Annotated in this window: 12 protein-coding genes; 10 read left to right on the forward strand and 2 right to left on the reverse strand. The window is 58.0% G+C overall.

Annotated features, from left to right (window positions below):
• Positions 1–34: 34 nt before the first annotated feature.
• The gene (locus tag ABIQ96_RS24715) at positions 35–571 is read right to left on the reverse strand and encodes a PepSY-like domain-containing protein (protein ID WP_348217331.1); all 537 of its coding nucleotides are present in this window, start codon (positions 569–571) and stop codon (positions 35–37) included.
• A 155-nt stretch (positions 572–726) separates the two neighbouring features.
• On the opposite strand from ABIQ96_RS24715, the gene ABIQ96_RS24720 reads away from it, so the two are divergent.
• From ABIQ96_RS24720 to ABIQ96_RS24765, 10 genes are all read left to right on the forward strand, one after another.
• On the forward strand, positions 727–945 hold the full coding sequence (locus ABIQ96_RS24720) for a hypothetical protein (RefSeq protein ID WP_348217332.1): 219 nt from the start codon (positions 727–729) through the stop codon (positions 943–945).
• Positions 946–1059: 114 nt separating this feature from the next.
• Positions 1060–1806, forward strand: a complete 747-nt coding sequence (gene cmoA, locus ABIQ96_RS24725; RefSeq protein WP_348217333.1) for a carboxy-S-adenosyl-L-methionine synthase CmoA — start codon at positions 1060–1062, stop codon at positions 1804–1806.
• A 1-nt stretch (position 1807) separates the two neighbouring features.
• The gene (locus ABIQ96_RS24730; protein ID WP_348217334.1) at positions 1808–2557 is read left to right on the forward strand and encodes an isoprenylcysteine carboxylmethyltransferase family protein; all 750 of its coding nucleotides are present in this window, start codon (positions 1808–1810) and stop codon (positions 2555–2557) included.
• A gap of 52 nt (positions 2558–2609) precedes the next feature.
• The gene (locus ABIQ96_RS24735) at positions 2610–3041 is read left to right on the forward strand and encodes an EamA family transporter (RefSeq protein ID WP_348217335.1); all 432 of its coding nucleotides are present in this window, start codon (positions 2610–2612) and stop codon (positions 3039–3041) included.
• Positions 3042–3158: 117 nt separating this feature from the next.
• The gene (locus tag ABIQ96_RS24740; RefSeq protein ID WP_348217336.1) at positions 3159–4871 is read left to right on the forward strand and encodes a glycosyltransferase family 39 protein; all 1713 of its coding nucleotides are present in this window, start codon (positions 3159–3161) and stop codon (positions 4869–4871) included.
• Between the two features lie 2 nt (positions 4872–4873).
• The gene (locus tag ABIQ96_RS24745; protein WP_348217337.1) at positions 4874–6028 is read left to right on the forward strand and encodes a DegT/DnrJ/EryC1/StrS aminotransferase family protein; all 1155 of its coding nucleotides are present in this window, start codon (positions 4874–4876) and stop codon (positions 6026–6028) included.
• A complete protein-coding gene (locus tag ABIQ96_RS24750) occupies positions 6025–6972 on the forward strand; it encodes a glycosyltransferase (RefSeq protein ID WP_348217338.1) in 948 nt (315 codons plus the stop codon). The genes ABIQ96_RS24745 and ABIQ96_RS24750 overlap by 4 nt, the downstream gene beginning before the upstream one ends.
• Entirely contained in the window at positions 6969–7862 is an 894-nt protein-coding gene (locus ABIQ96_RS24755) for a formyltransferase (RefSeq protein ID WP_348217339.1), read from the forward strand. The genes ABIQ96_RS24750 and ABIQ96_RS24755 overlap by 4 nt, the downstream gene beginning before the upstream one ends.
• Positions 7863–7882: 20 nt before the next feature.
• Entirely contained in the window at positions 7883–8929 is a 1047-nt protein-coding gene (locus ABIQ96_RS24760) for a bifunctional UDP-4-keto-pentose/UDP-xylose synthase (RefSeq protein WP_348217345.1), read from the forward strand.
• Complete coding sequence (locus tag ABIQ96_RS24765) at positions 8926–9822, forward strand: 4-deoxy-4-formamido-L-arabinose-phosphoundecaprenol deformylase (RefSeq protein ID WP_348217340.1); 897 nt, start codon at positions 8926–8928, stop codon at positions 9820–9822. The genes ABIQ96_RS24760 and ABIQ96_RS24765 overlap by 4 nt, the downstream gene beginning before the upstream one ends.
• Before the next feature lie 50 nt (positions 9823–9872).
• Here ABIQ96_RS24765 and ABIQ96_RS24770 read toward each other — a convergent pair whose 3' ends face one another.
• Positions 9873–11180, reverse strand: coding sequence for a hypothetical protein (locus ABIQ96_RS24770; protein WP_348217341.1), 1308 nt, complete (start codon positions 11178–11180; stop codon positions 9873–9875).
• Between the last annotated feature and the right edge of the window lie 648 nt (positions 11181–11828).

Raw genomic sequence — 11828 nt, forward strand, 5'->3', positions numbered from 1 at the left:
CGGTGCCGCGTTGTGTCAGAAGCTTTAATCGGGATTATTTCTCCTTTTCCTCGTCCTCGTTGCCGTCCTTGTCTCCATCGGCGTCCTCCTTGGGTTCCGCAGGTTCGAGCGCCCTGGAAACGAACTCTCCGGCGAGCGAGACTTTCACCTCTTCGGTGCCCTTCTCAGTCTGGATGTCAGCTTCGTAGAATTTTTTTCCGTCCGCCGTCACTTGGACGACTTCGAGGATTTTATGAGCGCCAGCGCGACCCTCGATGGTCGTGCGGACAGCGGCCGGCACGTCGGCAAGGGCGGTCGCCTCTTCCGTTTCCACCAGTTTGCCGTCCGGGGAAAACTTGTGTTCGAGCTTTTGTTTGCCGTTCATGACGACGACTTCATAGCTGGTCTTCCCGTCATCGACTTCGGTGGCGACGGATTTGATTGTGCCTGTCCCGGCGACCGTGGCTATGGCCTTCTGGACGACTTCGGGCAGGCTGGCGAGTTTGACCGGTGTTTCCGTCTCCGCCGCGAAAAGCGGGATGGCGGCGATGAATCCGAAGCTGGCGATGATGGAGCTAGTGGTGTATTTCATGGGTCGAGTTTTGTTTTTGATTTCGTGCGGAAATTCGCAACAGCAGAAATGATATCAGCCGGACCCTTCCAAAAGGGTGTGCGGAGCGATGAATATTTTGTTACCCGCGGAAACGGCGATGAAACACCCGCCTTGATTTCCAACACTCTCCGACGATGAACTGGATCCGCTGGTCCCGGTTCTCTGTATTTTCACCTCAGACCACGATTCGGGCAAAAATCGGAGTTCCCGAGGTGGACTCGAATCTTACGAAAGTGGTCCCCGAGGCGGTGATTCTCGTTTTCGCCTGGGCGAATGCCTTCGACCTGATCAATTTTGCAACCAAACGCGGATGGGTAGCGAAGTTTTCATGCGAATCCCGTGAGAAAAGCTGACAAATTTAATGGGATCCCCTCATGAGATTCTCATCTTGATCCCGATACCTCCTTCCTGATAACTCCTGTTGCGTGTTGGCCATCACGGGCCACCGCCAACCGATCCAGCGAATCATGATTCCTCTCAAACTCGATTCAGAAAAAGACCAGTTGTTCGAAGATTCCGCCACAAAGAGCAACGACTTCAAGTTCGATGCCAGCGTGGTCAATGTCTTCGACGACATGGTTTCCCGTTCGGTGCCGTTTTATGCCGAAATGCAGCGAATGACCACCGAACTGGCCAGCTACTTCGCCCTTCCGGGAACACGCCTCTACGATATCGGCTGCTCCACCGGGACCACGCTGCACGAACTCGACCGGTCCGTCGATCCCGGCGTGTCGTTCGTGGGCATCGACAATTCCGAGGAAATGCTGGCGAAGGCGGAGTCCAAGCTCGACGGCATGCGCCATAACCGGGAGCTGACCTTGGAATACGGCGACATCAACCGCGACCTGTTGATCGAAAACGCCTCCGTGGTGACGCTGCTGCTGACCTTGCAATTCGTCCGCCCGCTCAACCGCGAGCGCATCATGAAACGGATCTGTGAGGGCATGGTTCCTAACGGATGCATCATTCTGATCGAAAAACTCACGACCGAGGATTCGCTGGTCAACCGGCTGTTCATCGAGAAATACTACGACTACAAGCGGCGCAACGGCTACTCCAATACCGAGATCGCACACAAGCGCGAGGCGCTCGAAAACGTGCTGATTCCCTATCGAATGGAGGAAAACTTCGACTTGCTGGGACGGGCCGGTTTCAAGAACATGGAGGTCTTCTTCCGCTGGTACAACTTCTGCGGAATCATCGCCATCAAGTAATATGAAAGCCATCATGATTTCCATCGGGAACTTCCTGTTCAAATATCGGAACTTTCTTTTCCCACTCTACATCCTCGCGCTATTTCTGCTGTTCCGGCCGCCGGCCACCCACGGATATCCGCAGCCTTTGCAGGATCTGGCCGCGGTCGCAGTCGCCCTATCAGGTCTGGCGGTCCGCGGCATCGTTATCGGCCTTGCCTACATCAAACGTGGCGGCCTCAACAAAAAAGTCTATGCCGCCAATCTGGTCACCGAAGGGATGTTCTCCGTCTGCCGGAATCCGCTCTATGTCGGAAACATGCTGATCTACGCCGGCCAGTTCCTGATGTTCGGAAACTATCCGTGTTTCGCGATCGGCGTGCTGTCTTTCTGGTTCATCTACGAATGCATCATCGCCGCGGAGGAATACTACCTGCGCGACAAGTTCGGCCCGGCCTACGACGAATACTGCCGCGACGTGCCACGCTGGATGCCCAAACTTTCGAAAATTAGTGAGGCCACTGCGGGCATGAAATTCGATTGGAAAAAAGTCCTCTACAAGGACTACTCCACGATGTCTTCCACGCTAACCATTCTCGCGTTCATCCAGCTCTGGAAGGTGCTGGCCCATCGGGGATTTTCACAAAGCCACACGGAGGTTTACAGCCTCATCGGAGCAATCGTTCTCATTTCCCTAATTGCGTTCGCCGTGCGGACGATCAAGAAATCAGCTCCACCGATCACACCGGAACAACCGGCCGAGGTGAAATAAGGAATGCCCGGCGGTGGTTGATTTTCGGTGACCGACCGACGATGCTCCGACCATGAACTGGATCCACTGGTCGCTGCTCTCCGCATTTTTCGCAGGTCTGACGGCGATCCTGGCAAAAATCGGGGTGACCGGGGTGGACTCGAATCTCGCCACTGCCGTCCGCACGGCGGTGATTCTGATTTTCGCCTGGGCAATCGCATTCGTGACTACGAAACCGGCAGTGATTTTGGATTTCCCGGGGCGTACCTGGCTTTTTCTTATCCTGTCGGGAATCGCGACAGGGCTCTCGTGGCTATGTTATTTTCGCGCTCTGCAACTGGGGGACGCCTCGCGCGTGGCCCCGATCGACAAGCTCAGCGTGGTTTTCGTAATCGTGCTGGCGGCGGTGTTTCTGAAGGAAAAGATGACCCTGCAACATCTGCTCGGGGGCCTTCTGATCGTGTCCGGAGCTGTGGTTCTCGCGTGGAAAACCAGTAAATCGTGACCCGGAGCTTGCTTGACGGCTGCCCAGCAAATACGTGGAACCGATGCGACTGGCTGTATTTGAAGCCATTCTCACCCTATTCTCATTTTCGATCTGAAAGAGTCGGATACCATCCCAATGCCCTCCCTACCGATTTCCAGCCCCCCCCTTTCGTCGTCCGGCCCCCCCGAATCCTCATGGCTGAGAGACCTCACGGTGATTACGATCCTCGGCGGGCTTTGGTTTTGCGCTTTGCTCGGAATGAGACCGCTGAGTAATCCCGACGAGGGCCGCTACACGGAAATTCCCCGGGAAATGGCAGTGACCGGCGATTTCGTGACGCCGCGCCTGGACGGAGTGAAATATTTCGAAAAACCGCCGCTCGTTTATTGGCTATCGGCGCTGACGTTCCGGGAATTCGGCGTGAATGAATTCACCGCCCGGCTGTGGGGCGGGATTTTCTCGTTGTTCGGAGTGCTGATGACCTACGCCGCCGCCCGCGCCTTGTATGGTCGGGGAGCCGGGATCTGGTCGGCCGTGGTACTTTCAACCACGATTTACTACTATGGTCTCAGTCAGATCATGCTGCTGGATATGGCGGTGGCGGTGACCATGAGCGGGGCGCTGTTCGCGTTCATCGTGGCGATGCGGGAGCCTCGCGGAAAACGGCGGTTCGCGCTGTTCATGGTTTTCTACGTCATGATGGCCCTCGCGACGCTGTCGAAGGGTCTGATCGGCATCGCGCTTCCGGGCGCGGTGATTTTTCTCTGGGTTTTGCTGTTGAACCGGTGGCGCACGCTGTGGCCTTTCTATCCGGTGGTGGGAACCGTAGTGCTGTTAGCCATCGCGGCCCCGTGGCACGTTCTCGCGGCAAAGGCGAATCCGGATTTCCTGAACTTCTATTTCTATCACGAACACTGGCTGCGCTTCACCACCACGATCCACGGTCGCTACGAGCCATGGTGGTTTTTCATTCCCATCTTCATTGGCGGGCTGTTCCCATGGGTGTTTTTCGCCGGACGGACCCTGAAATCATCACTGCCAGGAGGTTGGAAACTCCGGAAAGAGCACGCAGACGCATGGTTCTTCGTGATCTGGACGGTATTCATCATCCTGTTCTTTTCGAAATCCCAATCAAAGCTCGTGCCGTATATCCTGCCGGTGTTTCCCGCATGCGCGGTCTTACTGGGCCGCTACCTTTCCTCGGTGTGGGAGGGGAAATTTGACGGGAAATGCCGTCCGGCAACGATGGCATTCGCGGTGGCGGCCTTGCTGATGGGAATTGCCGCCTTTGTGGTTCCTACGCCGAAAAACCAACCCGAGTTGGCGGCCTATTTGCCAGTCCTTCGAGTCACGGGAGGCCTCACCCTGCTATGTGGCGCGGCGGCGGCATTCCTTGGCTTGCGCCGTAACAATCCGCGACTCATGATTGGCTCCGTCGCGACGTCCAGCGCGATCTTCCTGCTGGCCCTGAGTTTCGGGGCGGGGTCTTTTGACAAAGCCTCCACCAAACGATTCGCCATGATTCTGAAACCCATCCTGAAGCCCGAGGACCGCGTGTATTGCGTGGGATTCTATGGTCAGGATTTGCCCCCGTATCTCGGGCGACTCGTCAGCGTTGTGGAATCCGAGGGCGAGCTCAGCTATGGGATCAACGCCGAACCGAAAATTACCTCCTCGCGCTTTCTGGACCGCGACGCATTTGCCGATCAATGGAAGCAATCCGGTGATGCCTACGCGCTGATTCGGGAAAGCTCCTTCGAACGGTGGTTCGGCGACCTCAAACTGTCATACGAGATCATGGACAAATCAGATCGTTTTGTCCTAATCAAGCGAACCGATCCCAAATAGCCGTGAGCGATTCTTCTTCAAATCTTCCCGTGATCCCGATCACCCGCCCGACCATCGACGAGGAAACCATCGCCGGAGTGTGCGAGGTTCTGCGTTCGGGATGGATTACCACGGGGCCGAACGCGCGGAAGTTCGAGGCCGAGCTTTCCACGCTTTTCGGCGGGCGGCCGGTGCGCGTTTTCAATTCGGGAACGGCCACTTTGGAGGTAGCCCTGCGCCTCGCCGGTGTTGGTCCCGGAGACGAGGTCATCACCACTCCGCTTTCATGGGTCGCCACCAGCAACGTCGCCCTAACGGTCGGCGCGCGGCCGGTGTTCGTGGACATCGATCCGGTCACCCGAAACATCGATCTTGCCGCCGTCGAAGCCGCCATCACTCCGGCCACCAAGGCGATCCTGCCGGTCGATCTCGCCGGACTGCCGGTGGATCGTGACAAGCTTTACGATATCGCCAACCGCCACGGCCTTCGCGTCATCGAGGACGCCGCGCAATCGATGGGAAGCACCTGGAAGGGCCGTCTGATCGGCTCTTTCGGCGATCTCGTTTCATTCAGTTTCCATCCTAACAAGAACCTGACTTCGATCGAAGGCGGCTGCCTGGTCATGACCGAGGAGGGCGATGCGAAACTCGCCGAACAATACCGCCTCCAAGGCGTCGTCCGCTCCGGCGTTGACGGCATGGACGTCGAAATCGCCGGCGGAAAATTTAACCTAACCGACGTCGCCGCACGGGTCGGTCTCGGCCAACTCCCGCATCTCGACGAATTCACCCGGATCCGCCGCGAGCTTGTGCGGGAGTATTTCAAACTGCTGGACTGCCCCGAGGTCCACGCGCTGGGACTCGGCCTGCCGGTCGCCGATTTCGAACAATCCAACTGGCATATGTTTCAAGTGGTCCTCCCGGAAACGGCGAACTCACCGACTCGAGCACAGGTCATGGAAAAAATGTCCTCGGAAGGAGTTTCCACCGGTGTCCACTACCCGGCGATCCACCTCTTCACGCTTTACCGCGCGGCGGGGTGGAAGGACGGTGATTTCCCACATGCGGAACTCGCGGGCCGCAAAATCCTCACGCTTCCGCTTTTCCCGACGATGACTCCCGCCGAAGTTGAACGGGTAGTCTCCACTCTCATCCGGGTCTTGAAATCCTTCCAATGAGCAATTCTGAATCCATCAGCCTGTCCGTGGTGATCCCCGTTTATAACGAGCAGGGCAATCTTCCGACGCTGTTCGCCCGACTCTATCCGGTGCTCGACGCCCTTGGCCGGAGCTATGAAATTCTTTTCACCAACGACGGCAGCGCGGATCAATCCGGTGAATTGTTAGCCGCTCAGTACGCCGCCCGGCCGGACGTGACGCGGGTCATCGAATTCAAATCGAACTACGGCCAGCACATGGCGGTCATGGCCGCTCTTGAACGCGTCCGCGGCAAGGTGATTGTCACGCTCGACGCCGATTTGCAGAATCCGCCCGAGGAGATCCCTAAGCTGCTCGCCAAGACGGACGAAGGCTATGACTGCGTCGGAGGAGTTAGACAGAATCGTCAGGACAGCTTTTTCCGCCGCTACATTTCCAAACTCATCAACTGGATCCGCAGCCGCACGACCAACATCCGCATGTCCGACCAGGGCTGCATGCTCCGCGCCTATTCGAGGGCCGTCGTTGATGGGATCGTCCGCAGCGGCGCCGTGAACACCTTCATCCCCGCGCTCGCCTACAGCCTTGCCCGGAAAGCAACCGAAGTCCCCGTCGCCCACGAGGAACGCCATGCGGGCACATCCAACTATTCGCTCTATTCGCTGATCCGGCTGAACTTCGACCTGATCACCTATTTCACCACCGCGCCGCTGCAGCTCTTCACGATCTTCGCGATGTTCTGCTCGGGCTTCTCGTTCCTGCTGGTGATCATCCTTGGCACCCGCCGTCTGATCATCGGCCCGGAGGAAGGCGGAATCTTCACGTTGTTCGGCATCCTGTTCTTCCTCATCAGTGTCTGCATGGTCGGCATCGGCCTGATCGGGGAATACATGGGGCGGACCTATCAGGTTGTCAGAAAACGCGCCCGCTATCAAATCAGCCATATCCTTGAAGCAAGCGAATGAACCGGCCACGCATCCTTTTTTTCGGCTACAGCGAAGTCGGCTTCGCCTGTCTCGACCTGCTCTTGAAACGCGGTGACAACGTCATTGGACTGATCACCCACGAGGACAGTCCGGATGAGAAAATCTGGTTCAAGACGCCTGCCATCGCGGCCCGCGAGCATAGGATTCCCGTTTTCACCCCGGACTCGGTAAACACTCCGGAATGGGTTGCGAAAATCGAGGAAATGAAGCCGGACCTCATTCTATCCGTTTACTACCGGCACATGATCGGCCAGCGGATTCTCGACATCCCGCCGCTGGGAGCGTTCAACATGCACGGCTCGCTTTTGCCAAAATACCGCGGCCGCGCGCCGATCAACTGGGCAGTCCTCCATGGCGAGCCGCACATCGGCATGACGCTGCACCGCATGGTGAAACGCGCCGACGCCGGCGACGTCGTCGATCAGGAAGGCGTGGACATTTCTCCGGTCGATACCGCCGAGCAGGCATTCCGCAAGGTCCTGCCCTGCGCCGCCACCGTGCTCACCCGGCAGATCGACCATCTTCTATCAGGCACTGCCGTAGAAACCCCGCAGGACGAATCCGCCGCCACCTATTTCGGCGGACGGAAACCCGAAGACGGCCGCATCGACTGGACCCGGACGTCCGCGGAAATCTTCAACCTGATCCGCGCTGTCACCGATCCGTATCCCGGAGCCTTCACCGAATCCGGTGGAGCCCGGCTCATGGTCTGGTGGGCGGAACCCTCGTCCGGCCAATCCGGCAGGCCCGGCGAAATCCTCACGCTTGATCCCTTCGTCGTCGCCACCGGCGACGGCGCGCTCAACCTCACCCGCACCGAATGGCGCGGCTCCCCCGCCCCGTCACCCGCGGCGGGCTCCATACTCTAACAAAATAATCCATGTCACACATGCCTCTCAAAGTTCTCATCCTCGGAGCCAACGGCTTCATCGGCAGCAGCCTGATCGACACGATCCTCAGCCAGAAAGACTGGGAGGTTTTCGGCATGGACGTCGGCGACCACAAGCTCACCCATTTGTTAGGACACGAGCGGTTCCATTTCGTCGAAGGCGACATCACGATCAACCGCGAGTGGATCGCCTATCACATCAAGAAGTGCGACGTGGTCATCCCGCTGGTGGCCATCGCGAATCCCACGCAGTATGTGAAGCGGCCGCTCGATGTGTTCGAGCTCGATTTCGAGGCCAACCTCGAGATCGCCCGCCAGTGCGTGAAATACAAGAAGCGCCTTGTTTTCCCATCGACGTCCGAAGTTTACGGCATGTCGCCGGATGAGGTGCTCGATGAAGCGACCAGCCCGTTGGTTTACGGTCCGATCGACAAGCAGCGCTGGATTTACGCCGCTTCCAAGCAACTCCTCGACCGCGTGATCTACGCCTACGGGGTCCGTGACAATCTCGACTACACCTTGTTCCGCCCATTCAACTGGATCGGGCCGAAGCTGGACAACGTGCTGGAGCCGAAGGAGGGCAGCTCGCGGCTTTTCACGCAGTTCATTAGCAACGTGATTTTCCGCAAGCCGATCCAGCTCGTCGATGGTGGTTCGCAAAGCCGTTCGTTCACGTTCATCGAAGACGGCGTGGACTGCCTGCTGCGCATCATCGAAAACAAGGACGGCGCGGCCTCGCAGAAAATCTTCAATATCGGCAACCCCGCTAACAACGTTTCCGTCGCCGACCTCGCGAAGATCATCATCGAGGCATTCAAGGAATATCCCGAATACGTGGACCATGCGGAGACTGCCCAGGTGGTCACCGTTTCATCGATGGAATACTTCGGTAAATACTATCAGGACATCCACACCCGGGTGCCGTCGATCGATGCCGCGAAGGAAGCGCTCGGCTGGGAACCCAAGGTGGATCTGAAAACCGCCATCCGTTACACGCTGGACTATCATCTCCGGCAGACGGAATACGACCTCGGCGGAGAATCATGATCGTCGCGCTGAAAGTCGATGTGGATACCGATCGCGGCACGCGGGAAGGCGTGCCCGCGCTGCAAGGCTTGCTGGAAGAATTCGCCGCGCCGGCGAGTTTCCTGTTTTCGCTGGGACCGGACAACACCGGCAAGGCGATCCGCCGGGTTTTTCGGCCGGGCTTTTTCCAAAAAGTCAGTCGCACCAGCGTGGTCCAAATGTATGGCATCCGCACGCTGCTCAATGGCACGCTGCTGCCCGCTCCACACATCGGCAGGCGTCATGCGGATGTGATGCGGCGCGTGCGCGATGCGGGATTTGAAACCGGCATCCACTGCCACGATCATTTCAAATGGCAGGACTATCTGTTTAAAATGACGCTCGACGAAACCCGCGAGGAGTTCGGCCATGCCCTTGATGAATACCGCCGGATCTTCGGCTGCGACGCGCTCACCGCCGGAGCTCCCGGTTGGCAGGCGACCGCCGCCAGCCGCCAGGTTTACGACGAGGCAAATCTGTTATACGCCAGCGACACCCGCGGTGAATCCGCGTTTTTCCCGGAAATCAACGGACGCGTTTTCAAGACACTGGAGATTCCGAGCACCCTCCCGACCTTCGACGAGTTGCTCGGCCGACCGGAGTTTCCCGATGAAAAAATCGTCGCACACTACGTCAGCCTGCTGAAGACGGATCAACCTAACATCCTGACGATCCACGCCGAGATCGAGGGCATGATGAAGCGCCCGCTATTCCGCGAGCTTCTCGCTGCCTTCACGGAAAAAGGCGTGCGCTTCGTCCGCATGGATGACCTTGCCGAAGAATTCCTCGCCCGCCGCGACACGGTGCCGGTCCAACCACTCGTCATGGCCGAAATCAACGGCCGCTCCGGAACCGTCGCCACGCAGGGCGCATAGGAAAAAGGGGCATTCGTGGTCCTTCGTAACTCCAGCCCGCCACCCTGCCTCTACTTGCGGGTCACTGTCACCTTCGCAAGTTTCGACTGGCCGCCGGGTCCTTTGGCGAGCACGTAAATCACGTTCTTGCCGGGCTTGAGTGCGGCGTTGAATTTCCATTTGGCCGGAGTGCCCTTGGCCGCCTTGAAGGAACCCTTCTCGCCTATCCGATAGCTCACCGATGTCGCCTTGCCCGTGGTCGTGCCCTTGATCAACAGCACACTCTTGTCGGTTTCCACGGTTTTTTTGCCGGTGATCTTCACGGTCGGGGCAGCCAGGTGAGGTGATAGCAACAGAGCATGCGTCTTGCCCGCTTTCGTGCCGGTGGCGGCGATCTGTCCGCTGGCGTTGATGCCTGCCGCATCGGTCACCACCCATCCCGAGGCGGGATCGATGAGTGTATTGAGGTCCACCATGGCCTTGCCCGGTGTCTTGAGGAACCCATGATAGGCGCTGCCCTCCGCCGTCTGTGAACTCCCGACAATCTGGCCGGCACCGTTGATCGCCCTGCCGTAGCAATCGAACCCGCCAAGCGATCCGAGGTCCGAATTTCCAGACCCGGTTCCGCTGAATTGAATGACGTGGTAAGCGCCGCCCGAGATCGTGCCGTCGCCGGCGATCGTTCCCGTGCGATTGATCGCCAGGGCTGTGCTGTAGGGCCCGGTCAGCGTGCCGAGATCCTTGTTGCCACTCCCGGTGCCGCTGAACGCGGTCGCATGTAAACTTGCGCCACCCGTGGTATAGGCTTTGCCCACGATTTTCCCGGCGTTGTTGATCGCATAGGCATAGCTCGTGGCCCCACCCAACGTACCGAGGTCCGTGTTTCCGGTGCCGGTGCCGCTGAACAGAGTCGCGTGGAAATCGCTTGCGGTGGAGGCATAGCCAACGATCTGGGCGGAGTCGTTGATCCCGAATGCGATACTGCTAGTTCCCCCGAGTGTCCCGAGATCCTTGTTTCCAGTTCCTGTGCCGCTAAAGAGCGTGGCGCGGAAAATCCCGTCAACGCCGGTGGAATCGCCAACGATCTGGCCTGAAGCATTGATTCCGTAGGCGTAGCCGGTTGTTCCACCCAGCGTGCCCAAATCCTTGTTTCCACTTCCGGTGCCGCTGAACAGCACCGGATGAATGTCGCCACCCGAGGTGTTGGCATTGCCGACCACCTTTCCGCTGGCATTGATCGCGGCGGGGTAGCTGTTAGTCCCGCCCAATGTGCCGAGGTCGGTGATGTCGTAGGCCGCAGGGTGAGCGGCGACTGATGTGAGGAAGATCAACGAGGCCAGTTTGGCAGCGACGCATGCGGGGCGAAAATAGGTATTCATGGGATGGGGATGACTGGAGGCCGGGAGAAAAGGGACTGTTTCAGGTTCAAACAAAGTCGTGTGCCTACGGACGAAATTTCACCCTTCGTTCGGCTTGAATGAGTGGAACCGTCCCGCTTCTATCACTTTTCCGCGCGATCACGACGCCTCGCAAGCTATCGATTTGGACGGCTTGATGTCGAGTGTTTTCCAGCTGGAGATACCCCTTCGCGCTATTTGCACGGAGGGGTCAATTACCTCCCCAGAGACGCCCAAATGGAGGAAATCCAGACCCGAGCGTGGAGAAACCCATGAGCAGGACAACTCTCCACTTCTTCCGAGACAGGGCATCTACATTTCAAAAATTGAACCACAATGGAAGCGCAGCGGACATGGACGAACTGACTGGTTCAAAACCTTCGTCAAATGAACAGGATGGACGCAGATGGAAGTGAGGTTTAAGACGTGAATTTCCCGCATTTGTCCCTCACTCATCCCCATCTTGATGGTATCTGCCTCTTTTGTCCATCTCATCTGTGTCCATCCTGACGGTATGAAGTCATTCAGCAACCGGCGCTGGGCAGACCGCAATGGTTAGTTCAACGTCCCTCGCGGAACCCGTGAGTGCTGCAACACGCATGGGTGGCCGAAGGTCCAAAGGTTCGATGA

The organism is Luteolibacter sp. (assembly GCF_039920825.1).
Classification (GTDB): domain Bacteria; phylum Verrucomicrobiota; class Verrucomicrobiia; order Verrucomicrobiales; family Akkermansiaceae; genus Luteolibacter.

What these genes read in the sequence shown, in the direction of transcription:
- ABIQ96_RS24770 (WP_348217341.1), bottom strand. Translation starts at nt 11,180, where the DNA reads ATGAATACCTATTTTCGCCCCGCATGCGTCGCTGCCAAACTGGCCTCG.
- ABIQ96_RS24755 (WP_348217339.1), top strand. Translation starts at nt 6,969, where the DNA reads ATGAACCGGCCACGCATCCTTTTTTTCGGCTACAGCGAAGTCGGCTTC.
- ABIQ96_RS24760 (WP_348217345.1), top strand. Translation starts at nt 7,883, where the DNA reads ATGCCTCTCAAAGTTCTCATCCTCGGAGCCAACGGCTTCATCGGCAGC.
- ABIQ96_RS24715 (WP_348217331.1), bottom strand. Translation starts at nt 571, where the DNA reads ATGAAATACACCACTAGCTCCATCATCGCCAGCTTCGGATTCATCGCC.
- ABIQ96_RS24740 (WP_348217336.1), top strand. Translation starts at nt 3,159, where the DNA reads ATGCCCTCCCTACCGATTTCCAGCCCCCCCCTTTCGTCGTCCGGCCCC.
- cmoA (WP_348217333.1), top strand. Translation starts at nt 1,060, where the DNA reads ATGATTCCTCTCAAACTCGATTCAGAAAAAGACCAGTTGTTCGAAGAT.
- ABIQ96_RS24735 (WP_348217335.1), top strand. Translation starts at nt 2,610, where the DNA reads ATGAACTGGATCCACTGGTCGCTGCTCTCCGCATTTTTCGCAGGTCTG.
- ABIQ96_RS24765 (WP_348217340.1), top strand. Translation starts at nt 8,926, where the DNA reads ATGATCGTCGCGCTGAAAGTCGATGTGGATACCGATCGCGGCACGCGG.
- ABIQ96_RS24730 (WP_348217334.1), top strand. Translation starts at nt 1,808, where the DNA reads ATGAAAGCCATCATGATTTCCATCGGGAACTTCCTGTTCAAATATCGG.
- ABIQ96_RS24750 (WP_348217338.1), top strand. Translation starts at nt 6,025, where the DNA reads ATGAGCAATTCTGAATCCATCAGCCTGTCCGTGGTGATCCCCGTTTAT.
- ABIQ96_RS24720 (WP_348217332.1), top strand. Translation starts at nt 727, where the DNA reads ATGAACTGGATCCGCTGGTCCCGGTTCTCTGTATTTTCACCTCAGACC.